This is a genomic window from Marinilabiliales bacterium (assembly GCA_007695015.1).
GTDB lineage: Bacteria > Bacteroidota > Bacteroidia > Bacteroidales > PUMT01 > PXAP01.
In genome coordinates this window covers 114847-135094 of sequence record REEN01000044.1, presented here as the reverse complement: position 1 = coordinate 135094, position 20248 = coordinate 114847, and the positions used below count along the sequence as shown (strand labels likewise).

At 48.2% G+C, this 20248-nt stretch carries 15 protein-coding genes and 1 rRNA gene; 13 read left to right on the top strand and 3 right to left on the bottom strand.

All coding sequences use genetic code 11. The features are described from left to right. Window positions 1–774, bottom strand: a 16S ribosomal RNA gene (locus EA408_04755); the annotation flags it as partial. A gap of 428 nt (window positions 775–1202) precedes the next feature. Here EA408_04755 and EA408_04750 point away from each other — a divergent pair. From EA408_04750 to EA408_04730, 5 genes are read left to right on the top strand one after another with little or no spacing between them, the layout of a single operon-like run. Further along, window positions 1203–1949: a polyprenol monophosphomannose synthase gene (locus tag EA408_04750; GenBank protein ID TVR73615.1), complete on the top strand. Its 747-nt coding sequence runs from the start codon at window positions 1203–1205 to the stop codon at window positions 1947–1949. Between the two features lie 24 nt (window positions 1950–1973). Beyond that, window positions 1974–3323, top strand: coding sequence for a dihydroorotase (locus tag EA408_04745; protein ID TVR73614.1), 1350 nt, complete (start codon window positions 1974–1976; stop codon window positions 3321–3323). A 13-nt stretch (window positions 3324–3336) separates the two neighbouring features. Continuing rightward, window positions 3337–3867, top strand: a complete 531-nt coding sequence (locus EA408_04740) for a hypothetical protein (GenBank protein TVR73613.1) — start codon at window positions 3337–3339, stop codon at window positions 3865–3867. Between the two features lie 7 nt (window positions 3868–3874). Beyond that, window positions 3875–4411: a ferredoxin gene (locus EA408_04735; protein TVR73612.1), complete on the top strand. Its 537-nt coding sequence runs from the start codon at window positions 3875–3877 to the stop codon at window positions 4409–4411. Window positions 4412–4418: 7 nt separating this feature from the next. Beyond that, window positions 4419–5366 (top strand): hydroxyacid dehydrogenase, encoded by a 948-nt coding sequence (locus EA408_04730; protein ID TVR73611.1) that lies wholly within the window; start codon window positions 4419–4421, stop codon window positions 5364–5366. 6 nt (window positions 5367–5372) lie between these two features. On the opposite strand, the gene EA408_04725 is transcribed toward EA408_04730, so the two are convergent. Continuing rightward, on the bottom strand, window positions 5373–6641 hold the full coding sequence (locus tag EA408_04725) for an aspartate kinase (protein ID TVR73610.1): 1269 nt from the start codon (window positions 6639–6641) through the stop codon (window positions 5373–5375). 335 nt (window positions 6642–6976) lie between these two features. Here EA408_04725 and mfd point away from each other — a divergent pair, with 335 nt between their 5' ends. Both mfd and EA408_04715 read left to right on the top strand, forming a co-directional pair. Then, window positions 6977–10345, top strand: coding sequence for a transcription-repair coupling factor (gene mfd, locus EA408_04720; protein TVR73609.1), 3369 nt, complete (start codon window positions 6977–6979; stop codon window positions 10343–10345). A gap of 157 nt (window positions 10346–10502) precedes the next feature. Next, the gene (locus EA408_04715; GenBank protein ID TVR73608.1) at window positions 10503–11471 is read left to right on the top strand and encodes a hypothetical protein; all 969 of its coding nucleotides are present in this window, start codon (window positions 10503–10505) and stop codon (window positions 11469–11471) included. Between the two features lie 8 nt (window positions 11472–11479). Here the strand turns inward: EA408_04715 and EA408_04710 are convergent, their stop codons facing one another. Continuing rightward, window positions 11480–11929, bottom strand: coding sequence for a hypothetical protein (locus tag EA408_04710; GenBank protein ID TVR73622.1), 450 nt, complete (start codon window positions 11927–11929; stop codon window positions 11480–11482). 269 nt (window positions 11930–12198) lie between these two features. On the opposite strand from EA408_04710, the gene EA408_04705 reads away from it, so the two are divergent. The 6 genes from EA408_04705 (at window position 12199) to EA408_04680 (ending at window position 20171) form a co-directional block, all read left to right on the top strand. Beyond that, window positions 12199–12933, top strand: a complete 735-nt coding sequence (locus EA408_04705; protein ID TVR73607.1) for a type III pantothenate kinase — start codon at window positions 12199–12201, stop codon at window positions 12931–12933. Beyond that, window positions 12917–14185, top strand: a complete 1269-nt coding sequence (locus EA408_04700) for a hypothetical protein (GenBank protein ID TVR73606.1) — start codon at window positions 12917–12919, stop codon at window positions 14183–14185. The genes EA408_04705 and EA408_04700 overlap by 17 nt, the downstream gene beginning before the upstream one ends. Then, a complete protein-coding gene (gene lptC / locus EA408_04695; GenBank protein TVR73605.1) occupies window positions 14182–14772 on the top strand; it encodes an LPS export ABC transporter periplasmic protein LptC in 591 nt (196 codons plus the stop codon). The genes EA408_04700 and lptC overlap by 4 nt, the downstream gene beginning before the upstream one ends. A gap of 181 nt (window positions 14773–14953) precedes the next feature. After that, a complete protein-coding gene (locus EA408_04690; GenBank protein ID TVR73604.1) occupies window positions 14954–16219 on the top strand; it encodes an HlyC/CorC family transporter in 1266 nt (421 codons plus the stop codon). Window positions 16220–16532: 313 nt separating this feature from the next. After that, on the top strand, window positions 16533–17891 hold the full coding sequence (locus tag EA408_04685) for a hypothetical protein (GenBank protein ID TVR73603.1): 1359 nt from the start codon (window positions 16533–16535) through the stop codon (window positions 17889–17891). 177 nt (window positions 17892–18068) lie between these two features. Then, window positions 18069–20171, top strand: coding sequence for a peptidylprolyl isomerase (locus tag EA408_04680; GenBank protein ID TVR73602.1), 2103 nt, complete (start codon window positions 18069–18071; stop codon window positions 20169–20171). Window positions 20172–20248 lie beyond the last annotated feature (77 nt).

Genomic DNA, 20248 nt, shown 5'->3' with positions numbered 1-20248 from the left:
TCCCCACGCTTTCGTGCCTCAGCGTCAATCTCAGTTTAGCAAGCTGCCTACGCAATCGGTGTTCTGTGTAATATCTATGCATTTCACCGCTACATTACACATTCCGCCTACCTCAACTGAATTCAAGAGTAACAGTATCAACGGCAATTCTACAGTTAAGCTGCAGACTTTCACCACTGACTTGCTACCCCGCCTACGCACCCTTTAAACCCAATAAATCCGGATAACGCTTGCATCCTCCGTATTACCGCGGCTGCTGGCACGGAGTTAGCCGATGCTTATTCGTACAGTACAGTCAGCCCCGATCACGATCAGGGGTTTCTTCCCATACAAAAGCAGTTTACAACCACTAGGGCCGTCATCCTGCACGCGGCATGGCTGGTTCAGACTTGCGTCCATTGACCAATATTCCTCACTGCTGCCTCCCGTAGGAGTCTGGTCCGTGTCTCAGTACCAGTGTGGGGGATCATCCTCTCAGACCCCCTAGCCATCATCGTCTTGGTGAGCCGTTACCTCACCAACTAACTAATGGCACGCATGCCCATCCTGTACCGCCGAAACTTTAATCATAAACAGATGCCTGTAAATAATATTATGGGGTATTAATCCGGATTTCTCCGAGCTATCCCCCAGTACAGGGCAGGTTGCATACGCGTTACTCACCCGTGCGCCACTCGTCAGCAGGTATTGCTACCCCTGTTACCGTTCGACTTGCATGTGTTAGGCCTGCCGCTAGCGTTCATCCTGAGCCAGGATCAAACTCTTCGTTGTAAAAAAAAGTCTAAATATGCTCAAGATCGAATTGCTCTCAAAAAAATTTTTGGTTCTTAAATTGTACTCTTCAACCTTTTCAAAGAACTTTCAAAACTTCATAAAAAAACCCCAAAAAAAACATCCCGCAAATCCATTCCTTTTTTTCAGGGACTGCAAAGATAAAAACTATTTCCGGAATTTCAAATAAATTTCTTTGCAAAATTTATCATCCCGGTATATTTTTCTTTCCCTGCACCGGGGCGATCTGAAAGCGGACTGCAAAGATAACACTTTTTTCAGGATTTAGCGCAAAAAACTACATCTGTATCGTGTCAAATTATCAATAATTTGATTGTCCGTTTCAACCTGCGCTGAAAAATAATTATGTTTCCGCTTCCATTTAAATGCATATTATAATATCTTAGTCCCCTACCAAACAATTTCAACCGGTGGAAAACTGTCTCATTATCATCCCAACATACAACGAGATCGAGAATATAGAGCGATTGCTCAAATCAATTTACGACATCAATCCCGGTTATCACATTCTTGTTGTGGACGACAATTCACCTGACGGCACTGCACAGGAGGTTGTCAAACTACAGGACAGCTACGCGGGAAAGCTGCACCTGATCAGAAGGGCCGGGAAACTCGGACTCGGAACGGCGTATATAACGGGTTTCAAATGGGCAATAGAGAGGGACTATGAATATGTTTTTGAGATGGACGCCGATTTCTCACACGACCCGGTATACCTGCCCCTGCTTCACAAAGCCTGCCAGGATGGCGCCGATGTGGCCATAGGCTCCAGGTATGTTTCAGGCATCAACGTCGTCAACTGGCCGCTCGGCAGGATAATGATGTCATACCTGGCCTCGGCCTACGTGCGCTTAATAACCGGCATGAAAATAAGGGACACCACCGCTGGCTTCAAGTGCTACCGTGCACAAGTATTGAGATCCATCAGTCTTGATGCAATAAGCTTTAAAGGATATGCCTTCCAGATAGAGATGAAGTTCGCCGCCTGGAAACTCGGTTTCAGGATCACCGAGGTTTCTATAGTATTTACCGAAAGACGGCACGGTAACTCAAAAATGAGCGGGGGTATATTCAATGAAGCATTATGGGGGGTCATTATTATGAAATTCAGAAGTTTTTTCCGAAATTACGGAACAAAGCGAACCGTATCCGATTAAAAGCAACGTCACAATCCAACTGTTATGCAGGCGCTCCTGATCAAAAACGCAACTATAGTCAACGAAAACGGGGTACGCCGGGGCCATGTCCTGTGCCGCGGGGGGATCATAGAAAGGGTCTCGTACGAAGATGATCCCGCTTTCGCGGAAAAGAACGCCCCGGTTACAATTGATGCAAAAAGCAGGCTGCTGATACCCGGGGTGATAGACGACCAGGTCCATTTCAGGGAGCCCGGCCTTACCCACAAGGCTGACATAGCATCAGAATCAAGGGCTGCGGTGGCAGGAGGCATCACATCATACATGGAAATGCCCAATACCAGTCCCCCGACAACCACCAGGGAACTGCTGAACCAGAAGACCGAGATCGCCTCCCGCAGCTCCTTTGCCAACTTCTCCTTCTACATGGGGGCAACAAACGGGAACATTGAAGAGCTGAAAGCGGCCGATCAGTCACGTGTATGCGGCATCAAGGTCTTCATGGGTTCCTCTACGGGAGACCTGCTGGTAGATGATGATGCCGCACTGAGGGCGATCTTTGAAAATATCAGGATACCGGTGGCCGTGCACTGCGAGGATGAAAAAACAATAAGGGAAAACTCACGTGATTACAGGAACAGGTACGGGGAAAACCTTCCTGTCAGCCTGCACCCGGAAATAAGAAGCGAAGAGGCTTGCTGGCTGTCGTCTTCCCGGGCAGTTGAGCTTGCCCGCGCTTACGGAACCCGCCTCCACGTTCTTCACATAAGCACTGCGAGAGAACTGGAGTTGTTCGCTTCACTGACCCCTGAAGAGAAAAAGCGGATCACGTCAGAAGTATGCATCCACCACCTGTGGTTCGACAATTCCGATTATGAAAGGCTGGGCAACAGCATTAAATGGAATCCTGCAATTAAGACCGGAGCCGACAGGGATGCACTGGTAAGTGCTGTGGAAAGCGGGCTCATCGATATAGTGGCAACCGATCATGCCCCCCACACAGCCGGAGAAAAAGCCGGCACCTACTTCAGCGCCCCTTCGGGCGGGCCCATGGTACAGCACGCGCTGCCTGCAATGTTGGAGCTTGTAAAGAGGGGGAGCCTTACCGTCGAAAAAGTTGTAGAACGTATGTGCCATGCCCCGGCCAGACTCTTCAGCCTGGAGAAACGCGGGTTCATCAGGGAGGGTTATTTTGCCGATCTGGCACTCGTTGACATGGATGCCAGGTGGACCGTTACCAAAGATAATATATTATACAAATGCGGCTGGTCACCAATGGAGGGAGTTAATTTCAGCACAAGGGTCACCCATACGATCGTTAACGGCCATGTGGTGTATGCTGAGGGTGTGATCGATCCGCAACCGAGAGGAATTCAACTGAAGTTTAACCGATAAAACACTGAGAGTAATGGAATCTATCCGGCTTCTTAAGTACCTGTTCAGGCATGCGGGAGTCATCGCACTGGCGCTGGCCCTGTTCTCCGGTTCCGGATGCAGGGACCGCATCCCCGAACAAAAGTCCCCGCAGGTTGAAAGGACAGTACTCAATGCTGCAGTAATTGCCGACACCGTTATCTACGATGTGATCGTGAAGAACCCCGATGCAGAAGACCTGTGGACGGAAGAGACCCTGCGGAACCTGAACCGCGGGGGATTTGTCGATATAATATTCAACGCCGTATACCGCGAAGAGCTTGTTGCATTTGACTATTTCACCGGGCAGGCCTTGACGGTTCGCGATGTTGCCGACCTGGAGAACGACCCGGAATTCAGCAGGGAAAACATTGGCATGCTCCAGTTCAACGAGGAGTGGTACTTTGATGAGGAGAACCTCAGGATGGAGAAGCGGGTCAACTCCGTATCGCTGGGATACGAGGTGTACGATGCTGAAGGCAGGATAAGAGGTTACAAACCGGCATTTCTGATAAACCTAAACTGACTACCATATGAGCATTACTGATGAAAATAAACTTATCCCCGGAACGCTGAGGGAGATTGCCGCGAAAATGGTGGTCGCAGCCAGAACGGCGCCCAAGGCACGCGGTATCGACACCTTTGAAATAAAAATTGCCGAGGGCAGTTCAATAAAAGCTCTTGCCGAGAGAATGACCCATATATCAGATGAAAATGATATACCCTTTTTCGCGAGGGATGCCGGGAATATACTGGATTGCCCGGTAGTGGTCCTGATAGGGACCAGGATCAGGTCCATCGGGTTGAAAAAATGCGGCATGTGCGGGTTTTCGGGTTGTGATGAAAAGAATGAGAACCCTGATGTACCGTGCGTTTTCAATACCGGCGACCTGGGTATTGCCGTGGGGTCGGCCGTTGCTGTATGCATGGACCACAGGACAGACAACAGGATAATGTACACCATAGGTCAGGCCGCAATGGAGCTTGGTTTCTTTGATTCTGAAGTGCGCGTTGCCTATGGGATCCCATTGTCTGCCACCTCGAAGAGCCCGTTTTTTGACCGGAAATGACAGCCATATGAAAGTGATATTCATAGATTCTACCCACCCGGAACTGCCGGAGAAACTGACATCAGCCGGTATGGAATGTGATTACAGGCCTGAGATCACATCAAAGCTGCTGCAGAAAACAATTCACCTGTATGACGGCATTGTGATCAGAAGCCGCATCCCCCTTGATGCAGAGATGCTGAAACACGCTACCCGGCTAAAGTTTATCGGCAGGGTGGGCAGCGGACTTGAGAATATCGACGTTGAGTATGCAAAATCACGTAATATTGTCTGCTTCAACGCACCTGAAGGCCACCGTGATGCCACGGGCGAGCATGCCGCAGGGATGCTGCTGGCCCTGCTTAACAATATATGCAAGGCAAATGAGGAGGTAAAGAAAGGCCAGTGGTTCAGGGAGGTGAACAGGGGTATTGAGGTCATGGGCAAGACAATAGGAATTATTGGCTACGGGAATACCGGGCGTTGTTTTGCCCGTTGCCTCTCGGGGTTCAACGCCAGAATGCTGGCCTATGACAAGTACATATATGATTACTCCGACCAGTGGGTAACTGAATCGGTCATGGACGACCTGTTCGAAGAGTGTGACATCCTGAGCCTGCACGTCCCCCTTACCCGGGAGACCCATCACCTGGTAAATGAGAGTTTCCTCAACCGTTTCAGAAAGGAGATATTCATTGTCAACATATCCAGAGGAAAGGTGATAAACACATCAGACCTGGTGAGTGGCCTTAAAAGCGGCAAGGTGAAAGGCGCCGCCCTTGATGTCCTGGAATATGAAAAATCCAGCTTTGAAGAGCTGCACAGGAGCAGCCTCCCCGGCAACTACCAGTTTCTGCTTGAAAACCCCAGGGTGATAATCACGCCCCACATTGCCGGCTGGACGCACGAATCCAACAGGAGGCTGGCCGAGGTTATGGCACAAAAGATAATCTCAAGTTTCGGTAACATCACCTGACCCCGTTCAGTTACCGGCCGGGCGGGCCACAACGAACTGCACGGTGCTGCGGCTCCGCTGCTCAACAATGACATCTCTCCCCGATACATGCTCGTTTATGGAGGCCTGAGTGTAATGCCTGATAGTAATAAGTTCAAGCCCGCTGTTGTATAGCACCCTGAAATCGCCCCTGAGGTCGTCCAGCAGCCGGCTCACAAACGGGCCGCCGTTATCCATGCATATGGTAAAGCTGATCGCCGAATGCTGAATAAGGTTGACCTTCATGCGGTACCTGAAAAAACCGGCAAATATCCGGCTGAGACAATCTTCCACAACAAAGGAGAAATCCCTGGGAGCAAGCGACACCAGCATCTGCTCCTTCTTGACAATAAGTACAGGCCTTAACCCTGCGGCACCAGCATTGCCGTGAATAAGCGTGCCTGACCCGCCGGGATCATCAAAAGATTTCACATACAGGGGAATGTTTTTGTTTTGAAGTGGCTTGATGGTTTTGGGGTGAATTACCTTAGCCCCGTAAAATGAGAGTTCTATCGCTTCATGGTAAGATATCTCATCGAGCTTTTCGGCACCGGGATAATAGAGCGGATCGGCAGTGAGAATTCCTGCAACATCCTTCCAAACGGTTACGCATGGCGCCTCAAGGAGGTTTGCCGCTATGGCCGCAGTGTAGTCCGACCCCTCCCGTCCGAGAGTAGTGGCAGCGCCATCCTTTGTGCCGCCGATAAACCCCTGGGTCACCACGATCCTGTCACCTGCCTGCGTTAAGACCTTGCTGAGTCTTTTCCCCGAAAGGGTAAAATCAACATTGGCCTCCCTGTGGGTATTATCGGTTACGAGCCACTGACGCGCATCGGCCCAGAAGGTGCCAATTCCCCTGCTTTCCAGGTAGGAACTAACTATCCTGGTGGATGCAAGCTCTCCAAAGCTTACCATCCGGTCATAGTCGTAATCATAACTGCCTGAGGGGCTGCCGTCCAGCATAGCCCCAACTTCTGCGGCAAGCGTGTTAAAATCATTCTTAACACTGCCACTCTCTTTCCCAAACAGGGAAGAGATTATCTCCTCATGGTAATCCCTTATTTGCCTGAACATTGCATACCTGTCGCCGCTACCACTGTACCAGCTCTCCAAAAGGCTTTCAAGAGCGTTGGTCATCTTGCCGAATGCCGATATTACCAGCAAAAGTCGCCCTTCGCGGCCCGAAACAATTCCGGCAAGGTTCCTTATCGCCCCTGCCGACCGTACCGATGCTCCGCCGAATTTATAAACGATCATAACTTCAGTTATTCAGATTTACTGCCGCAAAGTTATCCAATTAAGCCGCATTTACCGGCCGGGAACAGTAAAATTCAGCCGCGGATTGCCGGTGGAGTGCCGGTGGACTGCCGGTGGACTGCAGGTGGACTGCAGGTGGACTGCCGGTGGACTGCCGGTGGACTGGTGATGGACTGCCGGTGGAGTGTAATCACCCTGCCGGCATCCCCTGCTCCCCAAAAAGCATTTCTGGTTATAGTCGGCTAAAATAACTAATTTTGCACCTGCAAATCCGCCGGGAACAACTTTTTTGACAATGCCGCGGAAAATCAGCCATAATATAAGTTACCTGCAAAGTGCCCGAAAGCCCGTTATGCCTGTATAAAAGCCACCCGGTGGTGGCCAGGCTGCTGGAGATTCTTGACGAAGAGAGTCCGGCAAGATGCTTTCTGCGAACACTTGCAGGATCCTCGCTCTCAATGTGCGCGGCAGCCGTAATACATAAACGTCTGAACGCCAACCTGTTCATCCTTAGCGACAAAGAGGAGGCCGCATACTTCATGAATGACCTTGAGAACCTGTGCGGCCGGCATAAGCTTCTATTTTTTCCCTCGTCGCGCAGGCCTTCCCTTACCGGAAAGAGTACAGATGCGGCAGGCATGATACAGCGTACAGAGGTGCTCAGGCACCTTTCCGGCGAAGGAGGCAAATCTGCAATAGTGACCTACCCGGAAGCCCTGTTTGAGAAGGTTATACCAAAAACCTCCCTTGAGCAGGTAAGCACTGAACTGAAAAAGGGAGAGGCCGTTTCACGGAGCTTCCTGACCGAGCTGCTGCTTGAGTACGGTTTCAGGGAGACCGACTTTGTGTATGAGCCGGGAGAGTTCGCTGTCAGGGGAAGCATAATCGATGTTTTCTCATTCTCAGACGACCGTCCCTGCCGCATTGACTTTTTCGGCGATACGGTCGAGACCATCAGGTACTTCGATATTGAGACCCAGTTATCAGAAAAAAGGACAGATTCGGTATCAATAGTACCCGATACCGGGATAGGCCGCCAGCTGACCGGTCAAACGGGTTCAACATGTAACCTGCTGTCACTTTTTGACGACACTGCACTGGTATGGATAAAAGACACCGAGCTGGTTCTTGCAGGAATTTCAGAACTCTTTGATGCTGCTGATCCTTCAGCTTACAACGAAGACCTGGCTGGTGAGGGTGTTGACAAGGAGATGTTTTTCTCCGGCAGGGATGAGACTGAAAGAGAACTGATGAGGTTTTCGTTGATTGAAAGCGGGCAATCACCATTCTTCGGCAGTGCACGTACAATAGGGTTCAACACCTCTCCCCAGCCCGCTTTCAGGAAGAATTTCGAGCTCCTTGCACAGACCCTTGCCGACAACAGTGAGAAGGGGTACACCAACTACATCTTTTCTGAAAACCAGAAACAGTTTGAAAGACTCGGTGAGATATTCAACGAAATATATGGTACGGTGACTTTTACCCCGGTACTGTCGGGCCTTTACCGTGGTTTTGCCGATCATGACCTGCAAATCTGCTGCTATACCGATCACCAGGTATTCGAAAGACATCACCGCTACAGGATAAAAGAAGATTTTAAAAGAAAGGAATCTGTCACCCTCAAAACCCTCCAGGATCTTAAACCCGGTGATTATGTGGTGCACATTGACCATGGCATTGGGAAGTTCGGGGGACTTGAGAAGATAGAGGTTAACGGCAGGCTCCAGGAAACACTCAAGCTGGTTTACAAAGACAATGACACCCTTTACGTAAGCATTCATTCCCTGCACCGGATATCCAGGTACAAAGGCAAGGAGGGCATCCCCCCGAAAATAAACAAGCTGGGCACGGGAGCCTGGCAAAAGGTCAAGGAAAGGACCAAAGGGAAAGTTAAGGAAATGGCAAGGGAGCTGATAAACCTTTACGCCAGGCGCAAAATGGAAAAAGGATTCAGGTTCTCTCCCGACTCCTATCTGCAGAAAGAGCTTGAGGCCTCATTTATATATGAAGATACGCCCGACCAGCTTAAAGCGACCAATATGGTAAAGGAGCAGATGGAATCTTCCATGCCCATGGATATGCTGGTGTGCGGTGATGTCGGGTTCGGAAAGACCGAGGTGGCCATCAGGGCTGCTTTCAAGGCGGTGACCGACAGCAAGCAGGTGGCGCTTCTGGTACCCACCACCATTCTTGCCATGCAGCATTACAATACCTTCCTGGAGAGGCTGAAGGAATTCCCCTGCAGCGTTGAGCACCTCAGCCGTTTCAGGTCTGCCAGAAAACAGAAGGAGATCATTGGCCGGCTCGCTGAAGGCAAAATAGACGTGCTTATAGGAACTCATCGCATAATCGGGAAAGACGTGAAGTTCAGGGACCTGGGACTACTGATAATTGATGAGGAGCAGAAGTTCGGTGTTGCCATTAAAGAGAGACTGAAAAACCTGAAGTTCAGCGTCGACACACTCACACTTACGGCAACCCCCATACCCAGAACACTTCAGTTCTCCCTTTCAGGGGCCAGGGACCTGGCCATCATCAATACCCCGCCGCCCAACAGGCACCCTATCGAAACCCGGTTGGTCCGTTTCGATACTGAAACCATCAAAGATGCTGTGGAATTTGAAACGAGGCGGGGAGGACAGGTGTTCTTCATCCATAACAGGGTCAGGAATATTGCCGACATTGAAGAAATAATTACCAGGAGCTGCCCCGGCATCCGTGTTGTAAGCGCACATGGCCAGATGGAGAGCAGCAGGCTTGAGAATATAATGCTCGGTTTCATTTCAGGCAAATATGATGTCCTTGTATCAACCACCATTATTGAATCGGGACTTGACATACCCAATGCCAACACAATTATTATAAACAACGCACATCAGTTCGGACTGAGCGACCTGCACCAGCTGAGAGGCAGGGTGGGCCGCTCAAACAAAAAGGCCTACTGCTACATGCTCGTTCCCCCGCCCCAGTCAATGACACGGGATGCCCGCCAGCGCCTCCGGGCTATTGAGGAGTTTAGCGGACTTGGAAGCGGGTTCAATATCGCAATGCAGGACCTGGATATCAGGGGTGCCGGCAACCTCCTCGGCAGGGAGCAAAGCGGGTTCATTGCCGACATTGGTTTTGAGACTTACCATAAGATACTTGATGAGGCTGTGAGAGAGCTTCGCGAAACGGAGTTCAGCGAACTGTTCAGCAGACAGGAAACCCGGCCGGCCGGCACAGCAAGGTTTGTTAGCGACTGCCAGATAGATACTGACCTGGAGCTGCTGCTTCCCGAAGAATACATCCCTGGCAACAGTGAACGTATCAGGTTGTACCGGATGCTTGACAGTGCTGAGGACGAAGAGTCCCTGTCAGGCTTCGTGTCAGACCTGGTTGACCGGTTCGGGCCTCCGCCGAAGCAGAGCAGGGAACTGTTCGATATTGTAAGGCTCAGGCATATTGCTGTTAGACTGGGGTTTGAAAAGATCTCGATAAGAAACGGGAAGATGGTCATATTTTTCATATCCAACCAGGAATCACACTATTACAGATCAGAACTGTTCAGGGATATACTGGGGGCAATCCAGAAACAACAGCATTTCAGGCTCAGCGAGAGAAACAATAAACTGACCATGACTGTCAATGATGTCGGTTCTGTAAAAAGGGCCCTGGATCTTCTTGGCAGGTTCGAAACCGAAGTTGGCGGATCAGCCGGCTGACCGGAAAAATATTCAGCTTCATTCCTCCCCCGCTCCCCGTCCCGAAATTTCCTGCAGGTACGACACCCGCAGCAAAGGAATCATGACCGGGTATGTAACAAAATTACCCTAAACAGAGTATAAACAGAATGTAACATCAATAATCACCTGATAAGTCATGGCAACCAGACCGGTATTGCTTGTTTGTGCTTTTATCTTTGTCGTCGCCCTGAACCTGCGGTCGCAAAGCAACCTCTCATTGCTCAATGAAAGCCTTATCCGCGAGAACCAGATCAAGGGAGTAACCGAATGGAACCACCCGGTAAGAGGTGATGAACCGGCCGAAAAGGGGGCAAAAAGCCTGAATGCCAGGTACGACAGCAAGGGGCACCAGGTTGAAGAGGTCTCCTACAATTCCAAGGGGGAAGAGACAAGGAAAGTTACCAGCAGGTACGACAACTACGGCAACAGAACCGAATATGTGATATACGACAGCCGCAGCGGAAGGGTCACATTCAGCAGAATGACCGGTTATGATGACCATGGCAACAGGATTGCCGAATGGGGATTTGACGGACTTGGCGATTACAGGAACACATACCACCTTGACAATGAAGGGAGGACTTCAGAGATCCATTATACCTCAGGGGGAAACCTGAAGGAAAAGAGGCTGTTCTCATACAAGGGTAACATTACCGAAATTTCTGTAGTGCTGCCCGACAATACCGTTAATGAGATCATCCGCCTTGAAAAAAACGTTAGCGGAGAACTGGTTGCAGAAGCATATCATGATAACCAGGGCAACCTGGTAAGAAAGGTTGAGTATTCATGGGAAAACGGTCTTAAAACAGGTGAAAGGCACTATCAGGGTGATCAGATGATGTTCAGGAACAACTTCGTTTATGAAGAGGGGCTCCTCGACAGAATCATAAAAGTAGACCGGCAGGGGCGTGAAACCGTTACCAACCAGTACAGTTACGATGACCGTTCCAGACTGATCAGGGAGTCTTGGTATAATGAAACCTCCGGAAACTACTCGTTCAGGGAATATTCATACGACAACCACGGCAACATGCTTAGCGTTAACAGTTACTACGCCACCTACCAATTCCAGGTATTATACCGGTATGATTACTGCTTTTTCTGACCTGCTCCTTACCTGAAGGTATAGCGTATCGACAATGCAGCGCCGTCGCCCCACCAGCTGGTATTGCCTATTACGTTGAATGCCGGTTTCCAGTCCAGACTTATTGAAAAAGGTATCTCCTCAATTGTATATTCAACTCCCAGGATAAGATCCAGGCCTATTACGCTGTTGGCACTTCCGTCAAAATGATACCTGCCTGTCTGCCAGAACCCTGCATGCAGACCGCCTCCGTAAAACCATTCAAGGTTATCAATGTCGGAAAGAGGCCTCTGGAACTGGTACAGGCCTGTAATTATGAACCCGTCCCACCTGGTTGACAGTATACCCTCAACAGCCCGGCCCTCCTGCATAAAATGCTTAACTGTCAATCCGTTAAAAAAACCAAGTCTGGCTCCGACACCAGTATCATACAATTGACCATACGAGTTCATTCCTTTACCAGCGAATAAAATGACCATCGCAAAAAACAATATCCTCTTCTTCATGATAGTTTATTTTTAGTTAAACCTGGATTTTACCGGCTACACGATCTGAACAGTATAATTTAAAGTTCTCAAGGCAGCCCCCGGCATACTCCTTAGCAATTCAGGAGATGCAGGCTAAAGATCAGCAAAAGTATAAACTTTCCGTTTAAAATTGATACTTTTGCACCGGAAAAAATAACCCAATATTTCCCCGGTGCCTGCGGTTTAACAAGCCGGCCAGCGGGGTAACACCCAGTTGGCCAATGAACCTCTGTATCGACATCGGGAATTCGGGAGTGAAGGTAGCCGTTTTCAGGCAGCAGAAAATAATTGCCAGCTTCCGGTGGGAACAAATTGGGGAGGAACAGGCCGGTCTTGTTAAAAACAGGTGGCCCGGCATAGAAAATGTAATCCTCTGTTCCGTCAGGGAAGATGATGAAAAACATTTTGGATACCTGAATGATAGCTTTCCATTTGTAATAATGCTCGATGATAATACTGAAGTGCCGGTAACAAACCTTTACACGACCCCGGCAACTCTCGGGAAGGACCGTTTGGCAGGAGTTGCAGGTGCCCGCAATAATTACCCGGGTAGAACCGTTTTGGTTGTCGATGCCGGCACGGCAGTTACATTCGACCTGGTTGATGAGCAGGGAAGGTACCTGGGAGGCAACATCTCGCCGGGCATCAGTATGCGGTTACGGGCCCTGCACGAATTTACCGGGAAACTTCCACTGGTATCCCCTCCAGAGAAAGCGGGGTTCATTGCAGATAATACTGAAAATGCGATCGCCTGGGGAGTTGTTAACGGAATACTGTATGAAATTGAAACATATATCGGTACAATAAAACAAAAATACACTGACCCGGTCATTATTTTTACAGGTGGCGATGCCGGTTACTTTGATAAAAAAGTAAAAAGCACCATCTTTGTGGATCCTGATCTGGTCTTAACAGGATTGAATGTAATACTAAATCATAATGTCAGCAAAAAGTAGGTACTTAATACTGTTTTTGTCAGCTCTTTTCATTGGGCCTGTAACAGAAGCACAAAAGAATTCATACTCCCCTTACTCCCGGTTTGGGATCGGCGATATTGCAAGGGAGGGGTTTGGGCGTAACCATGGTATGGGAGGAATTGGTTTCGGGCTTCAGGAAAACAACCATATCAACTACATGAACCCGGCCGCCGCTGCTGCACAGGATACCATGTCGTTCATGTTTTCAACAGGACTTGCGGGGAACACCATGCAATTAAAGGGATCTGAAGGCACCCACAATATTGGCAATATTACATTAAGTCATCTTGCAATAGGTTTTCCGCTTTCACGGTGGTGGAAGACAAATATCGGACTTGTACCATACAGCCAGATGGGTTACAACATCATTGACGTTGATCTTGCAGGCCAGTCAGAGCATTATTATGAAGGTTCAGGCGGCATCAACCGGTTCTTCCTGGGAAATGCCATCAGGCTGACAAACAACATCTATGCAGGTGTCAGCGTGTCATATATGTTTGGATCACTCAACCAGTCCAGGGAGCTTATCTTCCCGGCCACAGATAATAATTTCTCCGTAAGGAGCAAATCCAGGGCCGTCGTAGGCGACTTTCATTTAAGATACGGACTGCAATACTCAAACAGGCTGATGGAAGATTACCACTATACCCTGGGTGTTGTGTATGAAAACAAAACTCCGCTAAAGTCTGACAGGGACTGGCTTATCATCAACGAACTTTCCACACCTGCCGGAATGGCACGTGATACTGTCCACAATTATATGGCTGCAACCAGCCATATTGAACTGCCTGCCAGGTACGGTGCAGGCTTCTCATTCGGGAAGCGGAACAAGTTTCTGGTAGGAGCAGATTACTCCATCCAGCAGTGGTCTGAAACAAGTTTTCTCGACCAGCAGCAGGATTCCCTGGTCAACAGCTCATCGGTCAGGCTCGGGGCACAGTATACACCCGATTATACTGACTTCAGGAGTATATGGAGGAGGGTTCATTACCGGATCGGGTTTCATTATACTGATACCTACCTGCAGCTCAGGGGGCAACAGCTTAATGACTACGGTATGACAATAGGGCTCGGGATACCATACGGCAACACCAGGACCAGTTTTAACTTCTCGGTCGACATTGGCCGAAGGGGCACTCTAGAGCATAACCTGATCAGGGAAAACTACGTGATGTTCAATATCAGTCTTTCGCTTTATGATTTCTGGTTTCACCAGCGAAGATACGAATGAACCCCAAAACAACAGCAAATAATCCCAAAAAAGATAGTTGCGCTGCGGCCCTGATGATTTTCATTCTCCTGCTGCAGGGTATTATAACGGTATCGTGCGAAACTGACATTGAGGTGATCAAATCACTGTCGCAGGACACACTTATGCCGAGCCAGTCAATGATCAATGCCGAGATCATATACACCGACTCCGCCAGGCTCCAGTTAAGGATACAGGCAGCGGAGATTCACAGGTACTCAACCCACAATGAAAATTACACCGAATTCCCCAAAGGTGTTTTTGCCGAATTCTTTGACAGGGAAGGCAATATGGAATCACAGCTGGAATCAAAGTATGCAATCTACTTTGCTGACAAAGAGCTTTGGGAAGCGAAAGACAGTGTTGTTATTATAAACAGGGCAGGAGAAATACTCAACACAGAACAGCTTTTCTGGGATGAGCGAAACCAGACTATATATTCACACAGTTACGTAAGAGTTACAAGACCCAACGAGGTAATCATGGGAGAAGGATTTGAAGCTGATGAGACATTTACCCACTGGAGAATTAAAAAAATCCAGGGAACAATATACATTGAAGATGAATAGAATACTCGAGCTGGTCTGGCTGAGCCTTGCAATTATCAGCTTTTTGGCAGCAGTTTACAACTGGTACCAGGCAGGTTTTTCGGAAAGTGTCATATTCCTTATTATGACATTTATTTCCGGTTTAATGTATCTTTACAGGAGAAACATGAGAATATCGCGTAAGAACTGACCTGACCGACAAATGAGTGCCCTTGCGATAATTCTGGTAAGTCTTCTCTTCTCTGCCTTCTTTTCGGGTATGGAGATCGCCTTTATCTCATCCAACAAGCTGAGGCTTGAGCTGGAAAAGAAACAGGGCACCCTTACATCAAGGGTAACGTCAATGTTTGCAAGGAATCCCGGTCAATACATTGCCACAATGCTGGTTGGAAACAACATTGCACTTGTTGTTTACGGCATCACAATGGCAATGATACTTGAGCCCTGGTTACAGATGTTCATCTCGTCAGAGTTTTCAGTTTTCCTTATCCAAACCGTTATTGCAACCATTATAATACTTATAACGGCTGAATTTCTGCCAAAGGCAGTCTTCAGGCTGAAACCCAACCTGATCCTCAACGCCCTGTCGGTTCCGGTGATGTTTTTTTACATAGTCCTATACCCGGTAAGCAAAAGTATTATAGGTATCGGGAATTTCCTCATGAAATACGTTCTCGGTACAGACATGTCAAATGATGACAAAAGAAATGTTTTCGGCAAAGTCGACCTTGATCATTTTGTGCGGGAAAGCCACAGTGAACTAAAAGAAGAGAACAATGTAAGGAGCGACATCAAACTTTTCCAGAATGCACTTGATTTCTCAACTGTAAAGCTGCGTGAATGCATGGTGCCGAGACCCGAAATTGCAGCATTTGAAATCAACAGGCCCCTGGAAGAAATCAAACAGAGTTTTATAGAAACAGGCTATGCAAGGATACTGATCTACAAAAAAACAATTGACAATATCATAGGCTATATCAACTCCAAGGACTTCTTCAAAAATCCCGGCAGTATCAGGTCAATGCTCAACCGCATCATAATAGTCCCCGAAACAATGGTTGCCCATAAACTGCTGTCACTTTTTATCAAGGAAAAAAAGAGCGTTGCCGTTGTTGTTGATGAATTCGGCGGCACCGCAGGTATGGTTACCATTGAGGATATCATGGAGGAGATCTTCGGCGAGATCGAAGATGAGCATGATACAGTCGATCTTGAAGAGAAACAGCTTTCTGAGAATGAATATGTTTTCTCGGGAAGGCACGAGATAGACTACCTGAACGAAAAGTACAACCTGGGAATCCCAAAAACCGATGATTATGAGACACTAGCCGGGTTCATCATTTACCACCACGAGAGTATCCCAAAGACAAACCAGAAGCTGGAAATAGCGCCATTTACTTTCGAGATACTGAGAATGAGCAGGACCAGGATCGAACTCGTTAACATCAAAAGAGAAGTGGACAGGTAAATTATGTCACATACATACTCCTCTCTGCGGATACTAAAAGAGTTATCTGGTTAAATGCATCAATCCTTGGAAAACTAACGCAATAGTTTTATATTTGATTTTAATAACCTCATACATTCAAGTCAGATACTTGGGCCAAAACCCCTGAAAACTAAATCTATGAGTGTTTGGCACAGGTTTTGATGCTTTTAAACAGGATTAGGACAGGATATTGTTTAATTAATATAAATTGCCGGAAGCCTTATCTTTTTTTTATTAAGTTTTTATATTTGTCGCAGATTTTCCGGAAATTATAACTCAATAATAAATAACCATGAAAAATCTATTTATAAAAGGGGTGCTGGTTTTTCTGTTGGCAATACTCGGGCAGGCTGACGTTTTAGCACAGCCGGGCAGGTTTGGGGAGACCCCGGAGGACAGTATCAGAGCCCTGAGAAACCTTTCGATGTATGGCGACAGGTACAGGAATGAGAACTATAATGATGCTATGCGCTTCTGGAGAATCCTCATAAACGAGTTCCCGATGTCCAGCAGGAATATTTACGTATGGGCGGAGAGGGACATACTCGGTCATATGATCGAGAATGCCGAAACCGAGGAGGAGAGAAAGGCATACCTTGATACTGCCATGATGATGTTCGATAAAAGAATGAAGTACTACGAAGGTGAAAATTTCGGCGATCCTGCGAATGTGATGGGCAGAAAGGGCCTTTTCTATTTCCGATACAACAGGAATATTGAAGAATCTGAGATTGGGTATAATGCACTTGAGGAAGCAATAAGGCTTTCGGGTGATGATCCCTCCCATCCTGTCATTGCAACCTATATGACTGTAACCGTTGGAAAATATGCAGCCGGGTTTGTCGACAGCGAACATGTTATAGAGACCTATACCTGGCTGATGGATATTCTGAACAATGCAATTGACAATGCGGGGCGAAATCAGCTTGTGCCAGCCCGGGATATGGTTGAGGACCTCTTTGCCAACAGCGGTGCCGCCGATTGTGATGCCCTGATAGAACTGTTTGCTGACAGGGTTCATGCATCACCCGAAGATGCTGAACTCCTGACCCAGGTTAATGACCTGCTTTCCGGTACAGGCTGTACTGACAGTGACCTCTACCTGGCCACCACCGAAAAACTGCATGTTCTGGACCCCTCTGCGCAGTCCGCCATCACTCTGTCTGCCATGTACAGAGCGAGAAACAACGACGATATGGTAATAAAATACCTGCAGGAGGCAATTGAGCTGCAGGATGTGCCGGAACAGCGTGCAAACTATTACCTGGAGCTTGCAATCATAGCCAACCAGGTGAAGAATGACAAGCAGCTCTCCCGTCAGTACGCCCGTAGTGCACTGAATGACAATCCTTCTCTGGGGCGCGCACATATACATATCGGCAGCCTTTATGCATCCGAAAACAATTGCTTTGCCGGGGAGGAAGATGCCGACTTCAAAAACAGGACGGTATACTGGGTTGCTGTTGACAGGTTCAATGAGGCAAAAAGGGTTGACTCATCGGTAACTGCAGAGGCCGACAGGTTGATTGAAACTTACAGTATCTACTTCCCTGATACCGAAACCCTGTTCTTCCACGGCTACCAGGAAGGCGACAGCTATACTGTGGGCTGCTGGATAAACGAATCCACCCGGGTAAGAGCAAGAAGGTAGAAGTTATTGCTTCCTGACGGGATGTTAAGAAGATAACATGAAGGGCTGCCTTACAAAGCAGCTCTTTTTGTTCTGTTTTGTTCTCCAAAATCACACATTATCTGTTTTATAATTCTATAAATTATTATCTTCGTAGCTCGAAAAAAACGGGAAAACACATAATACTGAAACAATCAAATGGCTACACTCGAAAAAATCAGAAACCGTGCGGGAGTACTTGTTACCGTGGTAATCGGACTTGCCCTGGTCGCTTTCATCCTTGGAGACATACTGGGCTCGGGCCCATCCCTGTTCACTAACAGGCAATTTGAAATTGCAGAAATTGCGGGAAAATCAATATCCTTCGAAAATTTCCAGCGAAAGGTAGACCAGCTGACCGAAATATACATGCTCAATACCGGTCAGAGCGCGCTGGATGCCGAAACAAATGAACAAATACTGGAAGAAGCCTGGCAGCTTATGCTGCGTGAAATCATCATGGACGAGGAGTACGGGAGAATAGGACTTGAAGTCAGTTCTGAAGAGCTGTTCGATATGGTTCAGGGAGCCAACATTCACCCTATCGTCCGCCAGCTTTTTACCGACCCCTCAACCGGTGCATTCGACCAGGCAGCAGTCATCAGGTTTCTTAGGACAATGGACCAGGATCCTACCGGGCAGCAGCGCGCCTACTGGATATATGTCGAAAGGGAGATTGTAAGGGAACGGGCTATGGCCAAATACAACAATCTGCTTCGCAAAGGTTTGTATGTACCCGATCTTCAGGCTCGCCGGTCGTGGGAAGAGGACAATAAGAGCGTTGATTTTGAGTTCATTGTTCAGCGTTACAATACGGTTCATGACAGCCTTGTAAATGTCACAGAATCAGATATAAGACGGTACTACCGGCAAAACAGAAGTAGTTTCAGGCAGACCGCATCGAGAGACCTGGAGTATGTTGCGTTTGACATTGTACCTTCGGAAGAGGACGACCTGCTGGCAAGGGAATGGATCGAAAATATGAAGGATGAGTTTACCGAGGTCCAGGAAGTCAGGCAGTTCATAAATCTCAACTCCGACATACCCTACGATCAGCGTAATTACAGGTATGAAGAACTCCCCGAAACCATAGCTGACTTTTTATGGAACGCCGAACCGGGAGAGATTTACGGACCATATTATGAGGATGGTGTATACATGTTGTCACGGCTGCTTGAGATCAATTTCCTGCCCGATTCGGTCAGGGCCAGGCACATACTGATACAACCCGGAGAGCAGCTTGATTTTGAACAGGCCCGGAACAGGGCCGACAGTCTTTTGGAGGCGGCCCGGGGCGGGGAGGATTTTGAGATAATGGCCCTGCAGTATTCCGATGACCCCGGCAGCCGGTTTGAGGGTGGCAACCTCGGCTGGTTCACTGATGGAATGATGATTCCTGAATTCAATAACGCCGTGTTCTCAGCAACCAGGGGCGAGTACTTTATGGTAGAGACCCAGCACGGTTTCCATATAGTGCAGGTTACCGACAGGGCAAGGGAAACCAAAAAGGTCAGGTATGCCACACTTGCCCGGGAGGTTACGCCCAGCTCGGCAACTTTCCAGAGAATATTTACAAGGGCAAGCCGCTTCGCCGGTCAGTACAACACCTATGATAAATTTGTTGAAGGAGCCCAGGAGGAGGGTATGGCGCTAAGGATGGCCAATAATGTGCAGATTGGCGACAGGAGTATTCCCGGACTCGAACCGGCACGTGAACTTGTCAGATGGGCTTTTGAGGCGAGAGAAAACTCGATATCGCCCATTAAGGAGATCGACGACAGATTTGTTATTGCAGCTCTTACAAAGGTCCGGCAGGAAGGATACCAGCCCCTTGAGGAGGTTGCCGGCGAGATTGAATCGATACTTGTCAGGGAAAGAAAAGGAGAGATCATCGCTTCGCGTCTTAGGGAAAAGATATCTGAAGATACTCACCTTGAAGAGCTGGCAGCAGGACTAAATACTCAGGTTGAAGAGGCACGGAATATCCTTTTTTCATCTTTTTCAGTACCGGGAGCAGGGATTGAGCCACGGTTGATTGCAACAGCACTGAATTCCGAGCCCAACACCATCTCAGGTCCGGTCCAGGGAGAAAACGGGGTATACGTTCTCAGGGTGACCGCTGTAAATATTCCCGAAGACAAGGATATTGAGGCGGTAAGACGGAACCTTGCAAACAGTAAAAGAGCCAGGGTCAATTTTGATGCTTTTGAGGCACTAAGGGAGCAGGCCAACGTAAAGGATAACAGGCATCAGTTCTTTTAATATTACTGATTGACCATTAATACCTGCGGTTAAAACAAGTTTTAACCGCTTTTTTTTTACTTTAGCAGCACCTAACC

Bases quoted from the DNA above. Each gene is read 5' to 3' on its own strand.
- EA408_04710 (TVR73622.1), bottom strand. From the start codon at position 11,929: ATGGTCATTTTATTCGCTGGTAAAGGAATGAACTCGTATGGTCAATTG.
- EA408_04685 (TVR73603.1), top strand. From the start codon at position 16,533: ATGAAAAATCTATTTATAAAAGGGGTGCTGGTTTTTCTGTTGGCAATA.
- EA408_04715 (TVR73608.1), top strand. From the start codon at position 10,503: ATGGCAACCAGACCGGTATTGCTTGTTTGTGCTTTTATCTTTGTCGTC.
- EA408_04735 (TVR73612.1), top strand. From the start codon at position 3,875: ATGAGCATTACTGATGAAAATAAACTTATCCCCGGAACGCTGAGGGAG.
- EA408_04700 (TVR73606.1), top strand. From the start codon at position 12,917: ATGTCAGCAAAAAGTAGGTACTTAATACTGTTTTTGTCAGCTCTTTTC.
- EA408_04705 (TVR73607.1), top strand. From the start codon at position 12,199: ATGAACCTCTGTATCGACATCGGGAATTCGGGAGTGAAGGTAGCCGTT.
- EA408_04745 (TVR73614.1), top strand. From the start codon at position 1,974: ATGCAGGCGCTCCTGATCAAAAACGCAACTATAGTCAACGAAAACGGG.
- lptC (TVR73605.1), top strand. From the start codon at position 14,182: ATGAACCCCAAAACAACAGCAAATAATCCCAAAAAAGATAGTTGCGCT.
- EA408_04740 (TVR73613.1), top strand. From the start codon at position 3,337: ATGGAATCTATCCGGCTTCTTAAGTACCTGTTCAGGCATGCGGGAGTC.
- EA408_04690 (TVR73604.1), top strand. From the start codon at position 14,954: ATGAGTGCCCTTGCGATAATTCTGGTAAGTCTTCTCTTCTCTGCCTTC.
- EA408_04680 (TVR73602.1), top strand. From the start codon at position 18,069: ATGGCTACACTCGAAAAAATCAGAAACCGTGCGGGAGTACTTGTTACC.
- EA408_04730 (TVR73611.1), top strand. From the start codon at position 4,419: ATGAAAGTGATATTCATAGATTCTACCCACCCGGAACTGCCGGAGAAA.
- EA408_04725 (TVR73610.1), bottom strand. From the start codon at position 6,641: ATGATCGTTTATAAATTCGGCGGAGCATCGGTACGGTCGGCAGGGGCG.